Source organism: Acidobacteriota bacterium (assembly GCA_030774055.1).
Taxonomy (GTDB): Bacteria; Acidobacteriota; Terriglobia; order Terriglobales; family Acidobacteriaceae; genus JACPNR01.
In genome coordinates this window covers 1-20,038 of the sequence record JALYLW010000137.1, presented here as the reverse complement: position 1 = coordinate 20,038, position 20,038 = coordinate 1, and the positions used below count along the sequence as shown (strand labels likewise).

The window sequence follows — 20,038 nt, the reverse complement described above, 5'->3', positions numbered from 1 at the left end:
CCAAGCCGTCTGTGCGGGCGCGCCTTGCGTCAGCATCGCCAGTATCGCCAGGGACGCTATCCCACGCCGCACGCACTCCAGCCCGATCCTTTTTGCAGTGGAGCCGCGATGCACACGATATCGATCTGCAACCAACACGCCCTCCTGAGACTCTGGGTTTCCTTCAGGGTGAAAAGCCAAGAATGTGTTCTATCGAACGATGCGCCCTTTATATCACAAACCGCTTCCACCCTTTGCTCACGGCAAGGGCTGCGGTTCCGCTTCCTTTGCGCGTTTCCCGAGATGCAATCTGGGGAAGACTTCGACCTGCACGTACCCGGTCCAGTTGTGCTGGGTGCCGGCCGCTAGCAGGGGGATCTTCCACGATTCCGACTGCAAGAACGCCGTCAAGCTCACTTTGCCACGCAGCAGGATGTTCGCCTTCCCGAAGATGTCATTTTGCGTTCCCCCTCCGGGCACGAAGCCGGTGCTGATCTTCGAATTCCGCCAACCCATCTGGAACGTGTTGCGGGGCGTGTGCCAATAGGTCGTCCCGACCTGGAAGCCTTTCGCCTGCCGTCCGATCCAGCTGCCAAGCAGGTTGCCGTTGCTCGTATACCCATTGCGATAGACAGTGTTGAAGTAGATGAAATGGCCGCCCCCATTCAATGCGGGCACGTCCGTATACACCGACTCGGCTCGCAGATCGACCTTCGGCAGACCCGGCAAGTGGGAGAGGTAGAAGCCAGGATTAAACGCGGCTCTGCGCGGTGCGGCCAGCGGCGAGGGATCATCGTCCACGTAGGAGTCGCTGTAGATGGTGAGCCAGTCCCGCAACTTGGGGACACGATAGCTGAAGTCCATCTGTCCGTGGCGGTCTCCCGGGTCACTGCCCGGCTGGTTCGGGTTCACGATCTGGTCCCCGACGCTGAAAAAACTAGTCCCCAACGTGCCAAACGTGAACGGCGACTGCCCCGCTCCCGCAAACGTTACCGTTCGCGAGAAGCCGATCTCCAGGTTCGCCGTTGGCTTGATGGTGATCTTCTGCCCGTGGATGAAGGGACGCGGCACGAACGAATGCCCTTGCAGCTTTCCAATGAAGAACTCACCGCGGATGTCTCCCAGCAATGCGAGCGGGCCGGGCAGGCGGAATGGGTGCGGGTTGGTGACGCGGAACATGTAGAGCGGTTCCGCGTTGTCGCTGAAAATCATCGCGCTACCGCGCGCCGGCCCCCACCACAGGCTCTGCTTCCCGAAGGTAAGATCAAAGTTCCCCAGCGTCAGCCCGGCATACGCTTCCACCACTCGGAAGCGGTCGCGCTCCTCGATGGTTCGCGCCGGTTGCAGCGGCAGCCCATCCACGCTAGCGATGAACTCCCGTGCCGCGAGCGACAGTGGCGGCAGTGACGGCGTGTGCTGATACTCCCCGCGCATGTAATACGAGAAGCGCCCGTTCACCGCCCGCGCGCTGAAACCTGTGACCACGTTGTTGCCTTGGCTGAAGGGCCGCCCGAAATCGTTGATCACCGTCTGGCCGAAATGGTAGCTATTGGTCAGCGGCGTTCCGGAGATGCGCGTGTAGCGGAAGTACACCGAGTCGAGCACCAATTCGCGCTCGCGCGTACTCTCGGCGAAGCCTTGCTCGTCGGTGAACTCCCGTCCTAATTCCTTGATCAGGGCAGCCGCCTCCTCCGGCTCCTCGTCGAGGCCGGAGAGCCGCGAGCGCGCCTCCATATACTGGCGGTAGCACTCCAAACGGGTCCAGGGCTGCATACCCGCAGTCTGCGAATCGATGAAGCCCATCGCCGCCAGCCGCAACAGCACGGGATAGATCCAGCTGTCGAGCGGTACGTAAGTCGATGCGATCGGAGCCGGCGCCCGCTCCGCCGAGCGGGTAAACACTCCGATGTTGGCGCCGCCCAGATCCGGATCATGGTGCGCCCGATATACCTGCCGTCCGATCATCCAGCCGAGCGCGCTGCCGACAACGACATCCGAGGGAAAGTGTTGGCGCCCGCTCACACGCGCGATGCTGACTGCGGTCGCGCCGCCATATGCCAGGACTTGCGTAAGCCAGCCGGGGTACTCGTGCGCGATCACCGAGGCTGCCGACCATGCCAGCACTGCGTGTTCAGACGGAAAGGAGCCATTCAACACTTTCCCCGTTGCCAAGAAATCGCCTCGTCCATTCCCGACGTCAGGACGCTCCCGGCTGGTCACCACCTTCAAGAACCCGACCACGGGCACGCCATCGAGCATCGCTTGCGCGGTCAGGATCCCCGTTTCCCTGGCATGAGGGTTCCTTTGCAGCCGACCCCAAAGGTAGAGTCCGCCGGCCAACCCTCCAAACGCGGCGAGCCCCCCATTGGCGACCGTATTGCTGCGACTCACGGCGGTAGCGGGCGACTGCTCCAATTGCATGGCACGCGCGTCGCTGGCAATCAGCGCGCCGGTGATCGCCCCGAATGGGACCAGCCAGCGCGCATCCTTTCCCTTAAGGCGGAACGGGCTCGTCCAGATCTGCTCTTGGTCATAGACGAGATTGCGGAAGAAATTCTTCTCCGTGCCGAGTCGGTTCGCAGGGACATTGAGCTCGGGCTCCGCCCTCTTGCTTCCGGCCGGCTTCTTGTCGCCAGCACCCGCGGTCCCCGGCGTTCCGATCGAGGACGCACTCGAGTACGGGTTTGAGTACGCATTAAAGAAGCGCACCGGCAACTGGGCCGCGATGACGTCGGACTCAGCTTCGATCGGCGTCACCGCATGGTAGACCTCTTGCCGGGTGCCAGGCAGCAGATCGCGCACACAGGCGGGATCACGCGCCCAGCACAGCACAGGGCAAACCACCAGCAGCAACATGACGTTAGCAGGACGCAGCATAGATAAGGGCTTACGTTAGACGAAGGATCGGCAGCTCTGGGACTCTCGTTTCGGTTGCACTCGGCTTAGGCTGCCTCGTAGTACCAGATAATATCGTACCCAGACCCGAGCAGGGGGTACGCTGTAGAGTCCCCAGGCGACGTGTGGTTGATCCGGATTTAGGAGCTTTATCGGGATGTTGGCGCCGGCACGAGCACATCGACTCGCTTGTCGGACAGGAAGATCCTGACCGGAAGGCTCCCGACTATCTCGCCGTCGGCCTGGGCGAGGATCGGAGGATCCTGCTCCAGCTGTTGAGGGGCAAAGCACGTCACCTGCTCCACTCGCACCGCCTCGATCTCGGAAGCCGAGCCCACGACCTGCCCCCACAAGTATGCCAGTTGCCGCATTCCGTAATTCACGTACATCGTCCGTCGGCCGCTCTTGAACAGCACCACTCGAAGCTGACCCTCAGCGAGCATCGTGGCGCCGGGTCCCTCGATGCATGGCCCGAAGTAATTGATTCGCTCGATCAACACCTGAGTCACGACCTGGGTGCGCAGCTCGCCGTTCTCCCGCCGCCACTCCACCGAGAACGGCTGGAGGGCACGACGACTGACCAGCACACGACGAACCGCACCGCCATAATAGGCGAGGATCCCGAAGCGTGATTTGTGACGCCCTGCCAGGGACTGCAACACGTCAGCGTCGACCCCGGCTCCCGCGGCCGCGAGCCAATACCTCTTTTTCTGGTCCGACTTTCCAGGATTCGACGCGGGCAACGATTCAATGCCGCCCAACGGCAAGCTCCTGCGCTGGGCCTTGAGGAGGGTCGCGGCGGCTCGACCGCCTCTCTGCACGATTCCGAGCTCTCGCGCCAGCAGGTTTCCTGAGCCACGTGGGATCACTCCCAGCGCGACCGGACGGCTGCTGCGGGCGATCCATTGCAACACGGTGTTCACTGTGCCGTCACCCCCGACCGCGATCACCGCATCCAGATCTTCGGGGACCGCTCGCAGTGGATCGCCTTCGCTCGGCAGTGTTGCCAAGGTCTCGACGGGCGTGCTCTCCACGCCGGCGTCCGAGAAAACGGTCCTGATCTCATCCACCTCCTGAGCGAGGTTGCCCCTTCTCATCCCCGCGGCCGGGTTGTAGACAATGGCTATTCGCCGCAAAGTAATCGTTCCTCGCGCGCAGGACTCCACCGGTCTCGAGATCGGGGGGCCGGTTACCTGAGTACTGTTGACATCGTCCTTACCCTACAGGATACTGCTGCACTCTGTGAGCACCTTGCACCCGGTAAATCGGGGTGGGATCGGCCTCTGTTCTGATTTCAGAACAGAATCCACCCCTGCCGCTCTCGCTGCCGCTCCCCGGCCCATCCCCGCCGATTTCGAGCCGGCGCTCTCCGATCTGGAAAGACTTGCAGCCTCTCGCAAACGCGAATTGGTCGCCGAACGAATGATGCAGTTGGTGCAGTCGGTCGAGCAAGGTCAACTTGAGGGGCGTCATGGACAGGCGATGAGAGCAGCCGCAGCTTCTCCATCCGCCGTCTATCAAACTCCACCTTCTTTATAAGGATGACCGGCAGCCCATCACCTGAGACACGCGGGCGGCCCGACTCTCCGTCCGGGCGATGAGTGGCCAATACAACATCGTTGATTTCGCGGGTTCCGCCGAATAACATCCATCTACTCGGGAAAAAGGTTCGAGGGTGTCCAGTTCTTGGATAGGAGTCCGTATTGACGTCTGTCTTACTTGCCGCCGCGCTCTTTGCTTCTACGTCACTGGTTACTGAGATCACGGAATCAACCACTGCGGTGATCGGACCGAACCGCGAACAGATTTCCGTGACCGCCTCTCAGCCAGAGAACGAGCCGGAGATCCAGCCGCGTCCCTTCAAAGTCTCGGTCTACAGTTCCAGCCGGAGCATGGCGACAGATCTCGACGGTGCCGATCCACGCCCAATCTCGCTCCCCATCCAACCTGCGACTGGCGCTCAGAGCGAGATATTGCAAGTGCGGAAATTCCATTGGGATTCGGCTTTGCGTCAGTCCGGCCAATTCTTAGCGATCATGCACGCGTTTCGCTTTGCGACGGAGCACTCGACCCGGGACGAAATGGGCGGGCCTTTTTGGGGAGACTATTTCGACTCCGTCCTGGGAGGCGATGGCTGGGACGACGGCGATCCATTCTTTGTGAATTACATAGGACATCCGATCGAGGGTGCGGTAGCCGCTTATATCTACATTCAGAACGACGACAGCAGCCGAACCCTGGAGATCGACGGCTCGGGTGAGTACTGGAAGAGCAGGCTCCGCGCAACCGCGTGGGCATCCGTTTTTAGTATCCAATTCGAACTCGGGCCCATCAGTGAAGCCTCTTTGGGGAATGTTGGGATGCATCCGGACCGCTACGGGCAGACCTACTTTGGCGCCGTCGATCTCGTGGTCACTCCCGCCGTGGGCCTGGCGTGGACGATCGCCGAAGACTCCCTCGACAAATACGTCGTAAAAGCGATCGAGCGCCGCACCACCAGTCCCGTCAAACGCGCGCTGGCACGCAGCTTTCTCAACCCGAGCCGCAGTTTTGCCAATCTGATGCGCGGAAAACATCCTTGGTTCCGGGACGATCGGCCGCTCAAGGGTGGCTTAGTAGGATGGCCAACCGCGCCACCGCCGAAGGCACGCCCGGCCGATGGCTTGGTGGGCGGCTCAGCTGCAACCGAACCGGTACGTAGCCCTGACTCGCCCGTGGAACCCATCCGCTGAGTAGTTGGGCGTCCATTTCTCGCGGTTGGACTCAGCCAAAAGGCGACGCCGGCGGTCCAGCTTAGGAAGTCCTCTGCCCACTTCGGCACCACAAGCTCATTTCTGAACATCCGCGCATCCCGCTCAACAGAGTGCGAGATTGGCGTCGGCATGGAGATTCAAACTGATCAGCGCCTGGAGTGAGGCGGCAACAACCTTCGTTCGAGATGCGCATTCTCGGTCGCCAGACCGGCTAAGTCAATGGATTTCGGAGGTGACCCGTTTCCGCTCGAGCCACTAGCCACTGACCATCGGCATCCATTAGAATCACAGAGATGAGCAGCTTTGCTCGTCTTTAGTGTTCCGCGCGGGTTTCCGCGCGTGAACTGCCCCCTCGTTCAATGGTAGGACAGCCGCCTCTGGAGCGGCATATCGGGGTTCGAATCCCTGGGGGGCAGCCAAAACTTCGGCAGCCAAACCTCGTCCGCGACTTCCCTTCCTCGCCGCAGCCCCGCTACTACTTCAGCCCCGCTACTTCAGCCCAAAGACCAGCACACTGAACGTCCCTGGCTTCACCGTGGGGCGACGCTGTCCGGCGGCCGGCGGACCTAGTTCCGCAGTCGGCAGGAAGATGTGGTGCGTCCTGGGATCGAGCGCCATGGTGCGCGCGCCCCGCTGCGTGGTGACGTTCTCCGCCAGCTCGTAGTTCCCGTCCTTGTTCTGGCGGACAACGCTGAGCGTGCCTTCCCCGTTGGACGCGAAAGCGAGATGCAGCTCGGGATCGTAAGCGGCGGCGTCTGTGCCATCGCCGGTCGCGACCGTGGCGATGAGCCTTCCGGTGCGCGCGTCCACGATCTCCATCTTCTTATTACCGCAGACGGTGAAGAGACGATGGCCGTTGGCGTCGAGCGCCAGGCCGGAGGGCTCTTCGCAGTCGGCCAGCTTCCAGCGCTGGGCCAGCTTCCAGGTGCGCGCATCGATGTCGGCGATCTCAGCAGTATCTTCCACGTTGACGTAGACGTGGTCCTTATCGGCAGCAGCGAATTCCAACTTGCCGCCGAGCGGGATGGTGGCCACCACCTTCATCGCCGCCGGGTCGATGACCATCACGTCCTTGCTGCGGCCGTGCATCACGATCACACGCTTGGAGTGCGGGTCATAAATGATAGCGTCGGGACCCTCCCCGACCTTGATGTCCTGGATTCGCTTGAGCGTCTTCAGGTCGAACACGGTCACGGTGCCGGCGCGGCCGTTGGTGCTGAAGCCGCGCCCCGCTTCCTGGACCAGTGCGACGCCGTGCGCGCCGTCGGCGGGGATCTCACCCAGCTTCTTGCCGGAAGCGGCGTCGACCACCATGATCTCCTTACCGTGGGCGACGAACAGCCGGTTTCCGGCAGGGTCGAAGGTGACGTAGTCCCAGCCACCCTCGCCGCCGAGTGTGAAACTCGCGACTTGCTTGAAAGCCGGCTGCGGCTTCGGCGCACCCACTGCGCTCGTGACCACGAACAGCACGCTGAAGAATAAGAACGTTATTGACCGGCGCGTCGACACTGGTGACCTCCTGCTGGAAACGATAACTATACGATACAGCCTGGGCGGACAGCTTCCCACCCTAGCCCATGTTCTAATAGACGATTGCGCGCCCGATGCGAACGCTGCCTTTAGCCCGTGTCTTCGTCGTGCTTCTGCTCGGCGCCGCATTGGGTGCCGCACAGGAACCGGCGCTCGACTTGAAAGCCACGCTGGCTGAGGCCGCGAGCAACAACCTTGAGGTGCGCGCCGCGCGTGAACAGAGAGCGCAAGCGATCGCCGGCCTGAGCATAGCGCGCCAGATCCCGAACCCCTTCTTCTCCTTCGCGGCCTTGCGCGACACGCCGCACGAGAGCGTGGTTGTGGATCAATCCATCGAACTCGGCGGAAAGCGCGGACAACGCATCGGGGTGGCGCAACAGGAGCAGCGCGCGATCGAGATCCAGATCGATGTGCTCACGCGGCAGGTGCGGCGCCGGACGCGCGAGGCGTTCTACCGCACGCTCTGGGCCCGCGCCGCGCGCGACCAACTCAAGGCCGCTGAGGCCATCGCCGTGCGCACTCGCGACATCGTGAAAGACCGCTTCGAGGCGGGAGACGTGGCGGAGTTCGATGTGCTGCAGGCAGACGTTGAGTCCACGCGGGCGGCGGTGGATGCGGAAGCGGCGATACAATCGCTGCGCTCGACCGACGCACTACTCGCCGGCCTGCTGAACCGCAAGCTCGACCAGCCGCTGCCGCTGGCGGGCAGGCTCGACGAAGTGCCTCCGAATCCCACACTCGACGGCGCCACGCGCCTCGCACTCACCTCGAATGCCGGGGTGCAACTCACCGCGCAGGAACTAAAGACCGAAGAGCGCCGGCTCGGGCTCGCCAAGGCGCAGCGCATCCCCAACTTGGAATTGCAGGCGGGTGTGGACTTGAATTCTCCGCCCGACTTCAACGTGGGCCCGCGCGGGCAGGTCGGCGTCACGCTGCCGCTCTTCTATCATGGACAAGGCGAGGTCGCGCTCTCCAATGCGAAGCTGCGCTTCCTGCGGCTCGCGCTCGAAGCGCTGCGAACCACCACGTCGGCGCAGGTCGCCGCCGCTTACTTCGACTACCAGGCCAAGGCCTACCAGGCGCAGCAGTACAAGGCGCGCATCGTGCCGGCAGCATCGCGGCTGGAGCAGATGGCGGAAGACAGCTACCGTTCAGGCAAGACCAACTTACTCACGCTCATCGACGCGCAACGCAAGCTAAACGAGATCCAGCGCGCGTATCTCGACACCCTGCTGGCGGCACAGACATCGTTTGCGAACCTGGAAGAGATGGTAGGAGCCGACCTTGATTAGTGCGCGCTACAGTGCGGTGTTGCTCGCCGGCCTTGCCATGTCTTTGTCCGGTTGCGGCAAGACGACCCCGGAGGCGAGCGGTCCGACGCCCGAGGTCACGGTGGCGAAGGTGGAGCGCGGCGTGATCGCGCAGGAGCTCACCGTCAGCGGCAACCTGACGGCCGTACCCAACCGCGACGCCAAGCTGGCCGCGCTTGTCGCGGGCCGGATCGCAAAGATGCTGGTCACGGAGGGTGACCGCGTCCAGCAAGGCCAGCTCCTGGTGGTATTGGAGAGCCAGCCACTGCTCGACCAGGCGCGCCAGGCCGAAGCGACGGTGGCGCAGGCCAAGGCGAACCTGGAGAACGCGCGCCTCGCGGCCCAACGCGAAGAAGGTTTGCTGCTGCGCGGCATCGCGTCGCGCAAAGAGGTGGAGGACGCGCGCACCCAGCTCGCGGTGAACCAGGCGGCGGTACGGCTAGCAGAGGCGGCGCTTTCGGCCGCGAGAGCGCAGGTGGGGCGAGCGATGATCCGCGCACCCTTCGATGGCACCGTCGTCCGTCGCTTCCTCGGCATTGGCGAGCAAGTGGACGGTACCGGCGCCCAGCCCGTCATCGAGGTGGCGAACATCGATACGCTCGAACTACTGGGGTCGGTGCCGTCCTCGCGGTTGCAAGTGCTTCACGCGGGGCAGCAAGTCACCTTCCAGACACCCGAAGCAACCGACACCAGTTTCACTGCGACGGTGGCAGCGGTGCTACCGGCGGTGGACCCGGCAACCAACAACGGCACGGTGCGTCTCGCCATCGACAACCGCAAGCATCAGTTGAAGCTCGGCACGTATCTCTCGCTGGCATTGCCGGTTAAGGAGAGCGGGACGCAACTCATCGTGCCGCGGCAGGCGATCTACCCGGACGAGAGTGGCGAGCCGCACGTCTACAAAGTGACTGGCGATAACGCCGTCTCGGTCGCAGTCGAAGTTGGGATAGAAACGAAAGACAAAGCGGAGATCCGCTCCGGCGTCAACGAGGGCGACACCGTGATCGTGAACGGCGGCTACGGGCTGCCGGAGAAGTCGAAGGTCCACGTAAAGTGAACCTCGTTCGCCTCTGCCGCCAGAACAGCCGCGCCGTCTTCCTGCTCACCGCGGCGCTCACCATCGCCGGCCTCTTCGCGCTGTTCCAACTCCCCAGCAATATCTATCCCGAGCTCACCTTCCCACGCATCGTCGTGCTGGTGCATGCGGGCGACCTCTCGCCGGAAGCCACGCTGCTCACCGTCACGCGTCCCATCGAAGAGCAGGTGGGCACGGTGCTCGGAGTGCGGCGCGTGCGCTCGCGGACGATTCGCGGAGGCGCGGAGATATCCGTGATCTTCGCGGACGGCAGCGACATGCAGGTAGCGTTGCAGCAGGTGCAGGCGCGCGTGAACGAGGCGCGTCCGTCATTGCCTGCCAACACAGAAATACAGGTGGAACGGCTTACGCCTACCGTGTGGCCCATCCTCAGCCTGGTGCTGAACGGCAACGTGCCTGACGCCGACCTGCGCGATTACGCCACCTACAACCTGAAGCCGGCGATCAGCCGCGTCCCGGGAGTGGCGCAGGTGGAAGTGGACTCCACCGACACGCGCGAGATCTCGGTCATCGTGGATCCGCAAAAAGCCCTCGCGCACCGGCTCAGCCTGCCCGAGATCGCGGAACGGCTTCGCGCCACCAACAACGTGACCAGCGTAGGCCGGCTCGATAGCGGCTACCAGCAGTTCCTGGTGCTCACCAACTCGCAGTTCAAGACGCTGGACGACGTGGGCAACACGGTGCTGAGCAGCGATCCGGCCGACCCTGTCCGGCTCAAGGACGTTGCCGCCATCGCGCAAGGCACCGCTGACCGCCGCATGCTGGTCACCGGCAACGGACGGCCCGCCGCGGTGATCAGTGTGACGCGCCAGCTCGGCGGCAACATCATCAGCGTCTCCAATCAGGTGAAAGCGATCGCGCTGCACAGTCGCAACCTCATTCCCGAGACGCTGCACCTCTCGGTGGTGTATGACCTGGCCGAGTTCGTGCAGGAGTCGATGGCGAGTGTGCGCGACGCGATCTTGATCGGCGCGTTGCTGGCTATCGTGGTGCTGTTCCTCTTCCTGCGCAACCTGCGCATCACCATCGTGGCGGCGGTGAGCCTGCCGCTCACGGTTGCGGCTACCTTCTTCTTCGTGAAACTGCTCGGCGGTACGCTGAACCTGATGTCACTGGGCGGCCTGGCCATCGCCATCGGCCTGGTGATCGACGATGCCGTGGTGGTCGTCGAGAATATCTATCGGCATCTCGCCGCCGGCGAGACCGCGGTGGACGCCGCCGAGAAAGGCACCAGCGAATTGATCGGGCCGGTGGTCGGCTCCACCCTCACCACCGTCGTCGTCTTTTTGCCGCTCGGCCTGCTGGGCGGCGCGGTGGGTGATTTCTTCGCCGCACTCTCGCTCACGCTCACCGCGTCGGTGCTGCTCTCGCTGGTCTACGCGGTCACCTTCGTGCCGCTGCTGGCGGAATACCTACTGCGCAATCCGCAGAAGATGAGCGATTCCGCCGCGACCTTCATCGAACCGGTGAACCGTGTATACGAGCGTGGCATCCGCTGGTCCCTCACGCACCGCAAGCTCGTTGGCCTCACGGCGGCGGCGCTCGTCGTGGTAGCGGTGCTCGCGTTCCTCAAGCTCGGCAGCGGTTTCCTGCCCGAGATGGATGAGGGCGGCTTCGTCATCGATTACCTCACGCCGCCGGGCACCTCGCTGAACCAGACCGACACGCTGGTGAAGCAGATGGAGGCGAAGGTGGCCGCGCTGCCGGAGAAGACGGCATTCTCGCGGCGGACGGGCGCCGAGCTTGGTCTCTTCGCCACCGAGCAGAATAAAGGTGACATCCTGGTGAAGCTGAAGCCGCGGTCGCAGCGCAAGCGCCACGCGGATGAGATCATCTCCGGCCTGCGCGAGCAGATCACCGGCGGGATCCCCGGCGTGGACGTGGAGTTCATCCAGATCCTGCAAGACATGCTCGGCGATCTTGAGGGCGCCCCCGAGCCGGTCGAGATAAAGATCTTTGGGTCGGATAGCAGCACGTTGAATCACGCCGCCGACGAGATCGGTCCGCAGATCGAAAAGATCGCCGGCGTAGTGGACTTCAAAGGTCCCCGGCGCGGCAATCCCGAACTGCTCATCAACGTGGACCCGGCGCTTGCCGCGCACGTCGGATTAACGGTCGACCAGGTGGCGCAACAGCTGCGTGCCGGACTGCTGGGCGATTCGCCGACCGACTATCGCATGAGCGACCGCTTGATCCCCATCCGTGTGCGCTATCCGGATGACTTCCGCTTCCAGGAACAAAACGTGCGCCAGTTCCCCATCGTGACGCCGACCAAGCAGACGGTGCGGCTGGAATCGATCGCCACCGTCGCGCGCGACCGCGGCCAGAACGAGCTGTTGCGCGAGAACCAGCGCCTGATGGTCGTGCTCACCGCGCGTCTCGAGAATCGCGACCTGGGAAGCGCCATCGCCGACGTAAAAAAGGTGTTGGCCGGCGCGAAACTCCCGGTGGGATACACCTACGAGATCGGCGGGCAATACGAGACGCAGCAGAGGTCCTTCCGCGATCTGCTCTTCGTCCTGGCGCTGGCGCTGGCGGCGGTGTTCACCGTGCTGGTCATCCAGTTCCGCGCGTTTCTTCCCGCGCTGGTCATCATCTCGGCGGCGCCGCTCTCACTCATTGGAGTATTCCTGCTTCTGCTCGTCACCGGAACGCCGCTCAACGTCTCTTCGTTCATGGGGATCATCCTCATGGTCGGGCTGGTAGTGAAGAACGGCATCATCCTGTTCGAGTACTACGAACGGCTGCACGGCACCATGCCGGTGATGGAAGCGCTGGTGCAGGCGGGAAGGATCCGCTTGCGACCCATCCTGATGACCACGCTCTGCACGCTCTTCGGATTGCTCCCGCTCGCGCTTGGCCTGGGCTCGGGCGCGGAATTACAGAAGCCGCTGGCCATCGCGGTCATCGGCGGACTCTCCGTCTCGACCTTGATCACGCTGGTCGCCATCCCCGTCTTCTACAGCTGGACGCAGCCGACGCAAGAGCCCCCGGAACATGCGGCTAGCGAAGGCGTCGCCAGCTAGTTCTCTTCCCCGGAGCCCGCACCCGTGTGCTAGAGGAACGGGTTCTCATCTGCCGTCGGCCCGTAGACCACCGGGACCGGCACATCCAGCAAGCGGAGGTAGACCCCCATCTGGCCACGGTGGTGATACAGGTGGTTCAGCAAGGTGGTCCGCAGCACCGCGACGCGCGGCTTGCTGAAGATTTCCTTCCCCTTGAAGACCAGGCGCCAGTTCCCCAAGGCCTCTTCCTCGGTCATCTTGCCGAGCAGCTCCTCGGCGGTGCGCACGTTCTTCTCGAAGTTGGCGCGGATCTCTTCCACGTTGTCGGCCGCGACCGGCGGAGCTGTCCCCGGGCTGAACTCATCATGTTTCGCGATCCACTCCGCCATGCCCGGGATGTTGGCGATGTGGTTGGCCAGCTCGCCGAGCGAGCGCGACTTCGGATGCGGTTTCCATCCCAGCTTGTCTTGCGGCACACGCTCGAGCACGCGCCGAATGGCAGGCGTCTCCTCGCGCAATTCATTCACGATCGGTTCGATCATCGGGACCATCTTGCTCCTCCTTTTTGTCCAAGCTCTCCGAACTGTGGGTTGGGAACGCTCTCTCCTTCCCTCAGCGGCCTTCGGCACGCGCGCGGATGCGTGCACTGATGTGCGTCCAGCCTTTGCCGATGTTTTGCCGGTAATCGTCGGGAATGGCGCCGAGCGCGAAGTGATGGAACACGATGAGCGTTCCGCCCTCGACCTCGCTCAGCCGGTACTGCAGATTCGAGACCACAGCATAGGACATGAACAGCGGCCCGCAGATCTCGAGCAGCGTGGGACGCTTGATCGCCTGCACGTGTCCCCAGAAGTGTCCGTTGCCGTCGCCCAGGTCGCGATACCAGCGGCCACCCGGCCACGCTTCGAGCTTCATCGGCATAGCCTTTCCTTCGGGCGTGTCGCTACCCGGGCCCAGCTGTTCGAGCAGAGCGGCGAAGGTGGTTTCGAGCGAGGCGTGTACGCGCATCTCCTGGTTAAGGTTGAGGACGAGGTTCTCTACCGTCGGTGCTGCTATCACGGAACTCATGGCTTCTCCTTTTGTGGTGTGTCTGGATTGGATGTCGCTTGTTTCGCTTCGGCGCGTTCCTTTACGCGCAGCAGCTGATGTTGCCAGAACCGCTCAAACGTCTTCGTCCACTCGTGCAACGGGCGGATGGCAGCTCCGTTGGTGCGGTACAGCATCGAGCGGCCGTGGCGGCGCACCCGCACCAGGCCCACGTCGCGCAGCACCCGCAAGTGCTTCGAGACCGAAGGCTGCGCCAGTCGCAGCCGCACCACGATGTCGCCGACCGAGCGCTCCTCGACCGCCAGATAGCTCAGGATCTTGCGGCGACGAGGCTCAGCGATGGCGTTGAAGGCATCGGAGGTGGTGGCGGCTCGCGGCATGAAAGGAATATACATTCCTATATGGGAATATGTCAAGCGGGATCTTCTTGCCTTGCTCCGACGCTGGATACCTCAGGCCGCCCTTGCCCTCTCGGGATGGGCCACGATCTTCACGATCTCGGCGAGCAGTGCGGTCGGGGGATCATCCGCCCGGACGAGTCCGCTCACCAGCTTCGTGATGCTCTCTGGTACGGTCGCCGGATCCTGCGCCACCATCAGGATGGGGATTGCGGGCCGCGTGATCTTGAACTGAATGGCGATCACTTCGCCGTTGGTCCCGGGCGTACGGTAGTCGAGGATAGCGGCGTGCACCGCCTGCTTCGATAGGATCTCGATTGCTGTCGTCCCGTCGGCAGTGAGCACGCGGTAGCCGAAGGTTTCCAGTACGAAGCGCCGCATCGCCAACACTCGACTGCTGTCGCTGACGCATAGCAGCACTAGGCCCGCTTCTCGGGCACGGAGTTCTTCCACGTCTTGCCGGTTGGGGATATGGAACTTCATCACTCCACCTCACAGCTTTCAAGGGCACTTGGCTTGCCAATCCATTGCTCTTCTAAGTGCCCGAACCAGCACGACGTATGCTTTGGCGCCCAATGGGCAATAGGTAAGAACTGCTCGGTCGGAGGGGGTCGCGAAGGGTGGGCTGCTGGACGTAACGCCCGCGATTACAATGGCCACGCAGGATCTCAGCAGGAGGTTGGCGCGATGCCAGGCGTTGGACTCATCACCACGACGAACGAGCTGAAGGACGCCGCACGGCAGCCGCTGGCCGCCGAGCGGACGGCGTTGATCGTCGTCGACATCCAGGAGAAGCTGCTCCCTCCCGTCCATGAGAAAGACCGCTTGCTCCGCAACACGAAACTCTTGTTGCGGCTAGCCCAGGTCCAGCACCTGCCGGTGCTGGCGACCACGCAATACGCCAAGGGGCTGGGCGCGACGGTCGCGGAGATCGCGTCGCTCTTCCCCGCTGACACCACTCCCATCGACAAGCTCGAGTTCGGGTGTTTCGCGAGTGACGCCTTCTGCTCCACGCTCCATCGCTTGCCGCGCGAGCGCGATGCGCTCCTGGTCTGCGGCATGGAAACGCATATCTGCGTGTTGCAGACAGTGCTCGGGGCGCTGAAGGAAGGTTATGCCGTGCACGTGGTGTCGGATGCGTGCGGCTCGCGACCCTCCGTTGGCGAAGACAAGACGCTGAATTGGCGCGTCGGCCTGGAGCGCATGCGCGACGCCGGCGCGGTCATCAGCTCGACCGAGATGGCGATCTACGAGTTGCTGCGCGGCTCCGGCACGGCGCAGTTCAAAGAGATGCTGAAACATCTGAAATAGTGCGCTCTCCGCTGTCCGCTCGCTCTCGGCTGCCCGGCCGAAAGCGGAAGGCGGAAAGCCGAAAGCCCTCTCGCTGATGAAGAAGAGCTCTAGACGGCCGAAGAAGATCGCCAGCGGAAGGTCCGCTGGCGGCACGAGCTCGGGCTACGCCATCCGCACGCGCCTCATCCACGGGAAATCGAAGACGCCGAAGTGGGATTACTCGCACCACGTCATCCCGCCGATCACGTCGTCGGCCACGTTCCGGCTGAGTTCGGCACAGCGCGGCGCCAAGGGCTTCTTCGAGTTTGCGTGCGACACCATCGACACCACACGCGAGGTCCCGATCTATATCTACGACCGGCTCGACGAGCCGACGCGCGGCATGCTCGAAGAGGCACTGGCGACGGCCGAAGGCGGCGACAACGCGGTCTGCTTCGCCACCGGCATGGCGGCGATCACCGCGGCCGTCAGCATGCTGATCCGCGCCGGCGATGAAGTGCTCGCGCATCACACGCTTTACGGGTGTACCTACAGCTTCCTCACGAACTGGCTGCCGCGGCAGAGCGTGCGCGCGCGTTTCTGCGATGTGGGTGATCCGGGATCACTGGCGCGCGGCATCACGGCCAAGACGCGTGTGGTCTACTTCGAGACGCCAGTGAATCCGACCATGGAGCTGATCGACATGCGCTCCGTCCGCACCGTCGTCGACCGCGCCAACCGCGGACGCAAGCCGGGCGAGCGCATCCAGGTGATGGTCGACAACACTTTCGCGACGCCTTACTGCCAGCGCCCGATCGAGCATGGCGTGGACATCGTGGTGCACTCGCTCACCAAGGCCATCGGCGGATTCGGCACCGACATGGGCGGGGCCGTCATCCTGCCCAAGGCGCTGCACAACACGCTGATGCTCTATCGCAAAGACTTTGGCGGCGTGCTTTCGCCCAAGGCCGCGTGGAACATCCTGGTCTACGGCTTGCCGTCTCTGGCGGCGCGCATGGCCAACATGCAGCGCACCGCGCGCCGCGTGGCGGATTTCCTCGAACGGCATCCCAAGGTCGCGCGCGTGGCGTACCCGGGATCGGCAAGCTTCCCGCAGCGCGCGCTCGCAGCCAGACAGATGGTGGATTATCGCGGCAAGTTCGCACCCGGCTCAATGATCTACTTCTCGCTCAAGGAAAAGGGAGCGGGCAATCGCGCGGGCGAGCGCTTCATCGACTACATCGCCGACAAGGCCTACTGCATCACGCTGGCCGTGAGCCTGGGACAGATCAAGACGCTGATCGAGAATCCGTACTCCATGACCCACTCGGCATATCAGGCGGCCAAGGGCGCGAATGAACTCGGCGCCAACGAACTCGAGCACGAGAACAAACAGAAGCTCGAGCCCGGCGGGATACGGTTGTCAGTAGGACTAGAAGACCGCGACGACATCATCGCCGACCTGGAGCGGGCCCTGGCCGAGGCGTAGCTCCTACGCCCTACTCGGACTCGGGCGCGCCGCTTCCCTTCACTCGCACCACTACGATCTTCGAGAAGCCTTCGGTGAAGGTTGGCGGCTTCAGCTTGGAAGCCATGCGCCGCATGACGTCTTCGGGCACCACGCGCTCGCGCCGGCGGTTGCGCTCGAGGCACACTTCGACGGGGACATCGAAGAAGACCGCCTCCACTTCATAGCCGAAGCCCTTCGACATCTTGATCCACTGCTTGCGCTCGTGCGGCGAGAGGTTGGTGGCGTCCACGTAATTCCACGGCATCTTGGCGATGAGGCGCGCGCGTAAGAGCGAGCGCAGCGTGGAGAACACGAGGTGCTGGTAACGCTGCTCGGTGATGTTGTCGAACAGGATGGTGCGCAGCAAGTCGCTCGAGAGCGGCGTGATGCCGCGGCGCTTGTACCACGTACTTTTACCCGAGCCGGGCAAGCCGATGGTGAGTACGACCACGCCGCGCGGCGCGCGCTTTTGCGCCGGCTGCGCGGGAATGGCCTGCGCCGAGGGTGGTGCGGCGAGCGATTCGGGCTGCGTCTCGATCTCGATCCTGCCGGGACGTTCCACGCCTCTTCCCGCGCGCTCCGCAGGAGCGGCCCGTCCGGGCGAGACCTCAAAATCATAGGAAGGCACTAAGGGCGCGGCACCGGCCGGACGTTCCTGGCCGATCCTTCCAGTCTGCTCTGTGTCGGGTGATTTTTTGCGGCGTCGCATCAGTCGGTCGCGCACCCATTGGCGCATGGGGTGTAACTTACACAAACTACTGGCAGCACGCAAACGTCATGCCGACCGGCTGGGGCTACGACTTTGGCGCTTGACTGCTGGCAGCGGTGGCAGCCGCGCGCGCCAAGCGTTCTTTCTCCGGCAGCGCTTCATCGAGCGCATAGTCGTGGACTCCGCGCACCAGTTTGTGCGGCGGGATGCGGCGCAATCGATAAAGGTAGCGGCGCGGTGCCGCACCCTGATTCGTCTTGGCAAGTTCGTAGAGCTGGTCCTGGTAGCGGATGGTGGTGAGCTGCGTCCAGAGTTTTGGGCGGCAGCTGGCGATGAGCAGGTCGCTGGCGCCCTCGACTTGCACGACGTCGACGATGCGCGGACCCATTGCCTGCTCGCGGCGGTATTCGCGCGCGCGCGCGTCCAGCAACGAAAGCAGGAAGAGCGGCATGGTGGGCAGCACTTCGCTGTTCACTACCGCAGCCGTGGCGCGCACCACGCCCTCGAACATGAAGTAGAGCAGCACCACGCTGAGCGGCTGGAAGAGATACGCAACCAGCAGCAGCGGACCGAGTCCCATGACCGCCGTCTCACCGCCGCTTTCCGCGGCGGCCATGGTCGCCCTGGTCACTCCGCCGGTGAACTGCGAGCGGACGAACGCCGGATAGCGCCAGCCCAGCGCCGCCAGGCATAGAAGCAGTTGCAGTACGCCGGTCACGATCGCGCCGCTGACCAGGCTGGCGGGAATGCCGCGGAACCAGCGCTGGCGCCACGCTTCCGGAACGAGCGCTAGCCCGAGGCCGGTGAGGTAGGCAAGCATGACTGTGCTTTGTATCATTTATCCATGACCATGGCGACACCCACACTCGACGTGCTGTATTCGCGGCAGCAGATACAGCAGCGTGTCCGCGAGCTGGGCGCACAAATGACGCAGGACTTTCACGGCCAGCCGCTCGTGCTGCTGGGTGTGCTCAAGGGCGCGTGCATCTTCCTCTCCGACCTGGCGCGCAACATCCCGCTCGACTGCTCGTTCGATTTCCTTTCGGTCTCGAGTTACGGCGACAGCACGCATTCCACGGGCGAGGTACGGCTGATCAAAGACGTGGACTGCTCCCTGGAAGACCGCAACGTGGTGCTGGTGGAAGACATCCTCGATACCGGCCTCACGCTCACGTATCTGAAGAAGATGATGCAAGCGCACCGGCCGCGCACGCTGAAGATCGTGACGCTGCTCGATAAGCCTTCGCGGCGCGTTCACCCCATCGCGGCGGATTATGTGGGCTTCACCATCCCCGACCATTTTGTCGTTGGCTACGGCATGGACCACGCCGAGCTCTATCGCAACCTGCCGGACATCTGCATCATGAAGTCTGCGGATCAAAGCCGGCGGAAGGCGCCGAGTAGGTAGCGCCGGCGAATGTCGCTGGCCTGAAGCCGCGGCTTTTGATAGAGTGCGCGCAATGCCTCTGGATTTGTCTCTCGCCCAGACATTGACCGCCGAGCACCCTGCGGCGGTTCCCCGCGACTGGCACTCGGTGGCGCGCCTCCTCGATTCCACCCTGCTCAAACCTGACACTACGCGTGACCAGGTGATCGCGCTCTGCGAAGAGGCGGCGCGCTTCGAGATGGCGACCGTTTTCGTCCATCCCAGCTATGTTGCGTTGGCATTCGATGGGTTGCGTGGAAGCTCGACCAAGGTCGGCACGCCGGTAGGGTTTCCGCTGGGCGCTGCGCTCACCACCACCAAACGGTTTGAGGCGACAGAGGCCCTGCGCCTGGGCGCGCGCGAACTCGACATGGTGATGAACATCGGGGCGCTGCGCTCCGGCGACCGGAAGCTGGTGGAGCTGGACATCCGCGGCGTGGCCGAGGTCACGCACGGCGGCGGCGCGCTGCTCAAGGTCATCCTGGAGACGCCGCTGCTGGCGCTGGAAGAAAAGATCATCGCGTGCGAGCTGTGCGTGCTGGCGGGCGCCGATTTTGTGAAGACGTGCACCGGTTTCGCCGGCGGCGGCGCCACCGTTGACGACATCCTGCTGATGCGGGGCGTGGTCGGAGAGCGCGCGCGGGTGAAGGCGGCGGGCGGTATCCGCACGGCCGCTGACGTCAACCGCATGCTGCAGGCGGGGGCCGACCGCATCGGCACCTCGGCTGCCGCGCACATCCTGCGCGAACTGGGCGCCAGTTAGCGCCACCATCGGACCCATCGGGCCAAGACATTCCACAGCCCACGCCGCTACACTGGTAACAGATGTCATCCCAAGCCCATTCTTCGGCGGAGCCGCGCACCGACCGCGTGCAGCAGTTCCTGGTCGAGGTTGCGGACGTGATCAACACCACGCTCGACCTCGATACCCTGCTCAAGCGCGTGGCGGAGGTGATCCAGCGCTATCTCGACTACGAGATCTTCGCCATCCTGCTGCTCAACGACAAGACCCAGGAGCTGCGCATGCGCTTCGAGGCCGGCCATCAGCCGGGGATAAAGGAAAAGCTGCGCGTGAAGGTGGGCGAGGGCATCACCGGCACCGCCGTAC

The 20,038-nt window shown here is 63.5% G+C and carries 18 protein-coding genes and 1 tRNA gene; 10 read left to right on the top strand and 9 right to left on the bottom strand.

The window, feature by feature from the left end; genetic code table 11:
* Window positions 1-237: 237 nt before the first annotated feature.
* Window positions 238-2,856 (bottom strand): phosphatase PAP2 family protein, encoded by a 2,619-nt coding sequence (locus M3P27_11365; protein MDP9268905.1) that lies wholly within the window; start codon window positions 2,854-2,856, stop codon window positions 238-240.
* 167 nt (window positions 2,857-3,023) lie between these two features.
* The gene (locus tag M3P27_11360; GenBank protein MDP9268904.1) at window positions 3,024-4,010 is read right to left on the bottom strand and encodes a hypothetical protein; all 987 of its coding nucleotides are present in this window, start codon (window positions 4,008-4,010) and stop codon (window positions 3,024-3,026) included.
* A gap of 567 nt (window positions 4,011-4,577) precedes the next feature.
* On the opposite strand from M3P27_11360, the gene M3P27_11355 reads away from it, so the two are divergent.
* Both M3P27_11355 and M3P27_11350 read left to right on the top strand, forming a co-directional pair.
* A complete protein-coding gene (locus tag M3P27_11355) occupies window positions 4,578-5,606 on the top strand; it encodes a hypothetical protein (GenBank protein ID MDP9268903.1) in 1,029 nt (342 codons plus the stop codon).
* A gap of 366 nt (window positions 5,607-5,972) precedes the next feature.
* A tRNA-Gln gene (locus M3P27_11350) sits at window positions 5,973-6,046 on the top strand.
* 70 nt (window positions 6,047-6,116) lie between these two features.
* On the opposite strand, the gene M3P27_11345 is transcribed toward M3P27_11350, so the two are convergent.
* Window positions 6,117-7,136 (bottom strand): YncE family protein, encoded by a 1,020-nt coding sequence (locus M3P27_11345; protein ID MDP9268902.1) that lies wholly within the window; start codon window positions 7,134-7,136, stop codon window positions 6,117-6,119.
* A 95-nt stretch (window positions 7,137-7,231) separates the two neighbouring features.
* Between M3P27_11345 and M3P27_11340 the strand changes: the two genes are divergently transcribed.
* The 3 genes from M3P27_11340 to M3P27_11330 are packed head-to-tail and all read left to right on the top strand — an operon-like array spanning window position 7,232 to window position 12,589.
* The gene (locus M3P27_11340; GenBank protein MDP9268901.1) at window positions 7,232-8,449 is read left to right on the top strand and encodes a TolC family protein; all 1,218 of its coding nucleotides are present in this window, start codon (window positions 7,232-7,234) and stop codon (window positions 8,447-8,449) included.
* Between the two features lie 37 nt (window positions 8,450-8,486).
* On the top strand, window positions 8,487-9,524 hold the full coding sequence (locus M3P27_11335) for an efflux RND transporter periplasmic adaptor subunit (protein ID MDP9268900.1): 1,038 nt from the start codon (window positions 8,487-8,489) through the stop codon (window positions 9,522-9,524).
* A complete protein-coding gene (locus M3P27_11330) occupies window positions 9,521-12,589 on the top strand; it encodes an efflux RND transporter permease subunit (GenBank protein MDP9268899.1) in 3,069 nt (1,022 codons plus the stop codon). The genes M3P27_11335 and M3P27_11330 overlap by 4 nt, the downstream gene beginning before the upstream one ends.
* A 29-nt stretch (window positions 12,590-12,618) precedes the next feature.
* On the opposite strand, the gene M3P27_11325 is transcribed toward M3P27_11330, so the two are convergent.
* The 4 genes from M3P27_11325 to M3P27_11310 all read right to left on the bottom strand — a co-directional run bounded on the left by M3P27_11325 (window position 12,619) and on the right by M3P27_11310 (window position 14,496).
* On the bottom strand, window positions 12,619-13,119 hold the full coding sequence (locus M3P27_11325) for a DinB family protein (protein MDP9268898.1): 501 nt from the start codon (window positions 13,117-13,119) through the stop codon (window positions 12,619-12,621).
* 61 nt (window positions 13,120-13,180) lie between these two features.
* On the bottom strand, window positions 13,181-13,636 hold the full coding sequence (locus M3P27_11320) for an SRPBCC domain-containing protein (protein MDP9268897.1): 456 nt from the start codon (window positions 13,634-13,636) through the stop codon (window positions 13,181-13,183).
* On the bottom strand, window positions 13,633-13,995 hold the full coding sequence (locus M3P27_11315) for a metalloregulator ArsR/SmtB family transcription factor (GenBank protein MDP9268896.1): 363 nt from the start codon (window positions 13,993-13,995) through the stop codon (window positions 13,633-13,635). Before M3P27_11315 ends, M3P27_11320 begins: the two co-directional genes overlap by 4 nt.
* Before the next feature lie 72 nt (window positions 13,996-14,067).
* The gene (locus M3P27_11310) at window positions 14,068-14,496 is read right to left on the bottom strand and encodes a response regulator (GenBank protein ID MDP9268895.1); all 429 of its coding nucleotides are present in this window, start codon (window positions 14,494-14,496) and stop codon (window positions 14,068-14,070) included.
* A 204-nt stretch (window positions 14,497-14,700) separates the two neighbouring features.
* Here M3P27_11310 and M3P27_11305 point away from each other — a divergent pair, with 204 nt between their 5' ends.
* Together M3P27_11305 and M3P27_11300 are read left to right on the top strand one after the other, a co-directional pair.
* Complete coding sequence (locus M3P27_11305) at window positions 14,701-15,324, top strand: hydrolase (GenBank protein MDP9268894.1); 624 nt, start codon at window positions 14,701-14,703, stop codon at window positions 15,322-15,324.
* Window positions 15,325-15,400: 76 nt separating this feature from the next.
* Window positions 15,401-16,774, top strand: a complete 1,374-nt coding sequence (locus M3P27_11300; GenBank protein ID MDP9268893.1) for a PLP-dependent transferase — start codon at window positions 15,401-15,403, stop codon at window positions 16,772-16,774.
* A 10-nt stretch (window positions 16,775-16,784) separates the two neighbouring features.
* Here the strand turns inward: M3P27_11300 and M3P27_11295 are convergent, their stop codons facing one another.
* Entirely contained in the window at window positions 16,785-17,357 is a 573-nt protein-coding gene (locus tag M3P27_11295; protein ID MDP9268892.1) for an ATP-binding protein, read from the bottom strand.
* A gap of 232 nt (window positions 17,358-17,589) precedes the next feature.
* Window positions 17,590-18,324 carry a hypothetical protein gene (locus tag M3P27_11290; protein ID MDP9268891.1) on the bottom strand — a complete coding sequence of 245 codons (735 nt, stop codon included), beginning with the start codon at window positions 18,322-18,324 and terminating at the stop codon, window positions 17,590-17,592.
* Window positions 18,325-18,354: 30 nt separating this feature from the next.
* On the opposite strand from M3P27_11290, the gene hpt reads away from it, so the two are divergent.
* The 3 genes from hpt to M3P27_11275 form a co-directional block, all read left to right on the top strand.
* On the top strand, window positions 18,355-18,912 hold the full coding sequence (gene hpt, locus M3P27_11285; protein ID MDP9268890.1) for a hypoxanthine phosphoribosyltransferase: 558 nt from the start codon (window positions 18,355-18,357) through the stop codon (window positions 18,910-18,912).
* 127 nt (window positions 18,913-19,039) lie between these two features.
* A complete protein-coding gene (gene deoC / locus M3P27_11280; protein MDP9268889.1) occupies window positions 19,040-19,693 on the top strand; it encodes a deoxyribose-phosphate aldolase in 654 nt (217 codons plus the stop codon).
* A gap of 62 nt (window positions 19,694-19,755) precedes the next feature.
* Window positions 19,756-20,038, top strand: a 283-nt coding sequence (locus tag M3P27_11275; protein ID MDP9268888.1) for a serine/threonine protein phosphatase, incomplete at its 3' end; no start/stop codon positions are given.

Coding starts and splice junctions, on each gene's coding strand:
- M3P27_11315 (MDP9268896.1), bottom strand. CDS start 13,995: ATGCCGCGAGCCGCCACCACCTCCGATGCCTTCAACGCCATCGCTGAG.
- M3P27_11320 (MDP9268897.1), bottom strand. CDS start 13,636: ATGAGTTCCGTGATAGCAGCACCGACGGTAGAGAACCTCGTCCTCAAC.
- hpt (MDP9268890.1), top strand. CDS start 18,355: ATGGCGACACCCACACTCGACGTGCTGTATTCGCGGCAGCAGATACAG.
- M3P27_11300 (MDP9268893.1), top strand. CDS start 15,401: ATGAAGAAGAGCTCTAGACGGCCGAAGAAGATCGCCAGCGGAAGGTCC.
- M3P27_11365 (MDP9268905.1), bottom strand. CDS start 2,856: ATGCTGCGTCCTGCTAACGTCATGTTGCTGCTGGTGGTTTGCCCTGTG.
- M3P27_11290 (MDP9268891.1), bottom strand. CDS start 18,324: ATGCTTGCCTACCTCACCGGCCTCGGGCTAGCGCTCGTTCCGGAAGCG.
- M3P27_11340 (MDP9268901.1), top strand. CDS start 7,232: ATGCGAACGCTGCCTTTAGCCCGTGTCTTCGTCGTGCTTCTGCTCGGC.
- M3P27_11335 (MDP9268900.1), top strand. CDS start 8,487: ATGTCTTTGTCCGGTTGCGGCAAGACGACCCCGGAGGCGAGCGGTCCG.
- M3P27_11310 (MDP9268895.1), bottom strand. CDS start 14,496: ATGAAGTTCCATATCCCCAACCGGCAAGACGTGGAAGAACTCCGTGCC.
- M3P27_11305 (MDP9268894.1), top strand. CDS start 14,701: ATGCCAGGCGTTGGACTCATCACCACGACGAACGAGCTGAAGGACGCC.
- M3P27_11325 (MDP9268898.1), bottom strand. CDS start 13,119: ATGGTCCCGATGATCGAACCGATCGTGAATGAATTGCGCGAGGAGACG.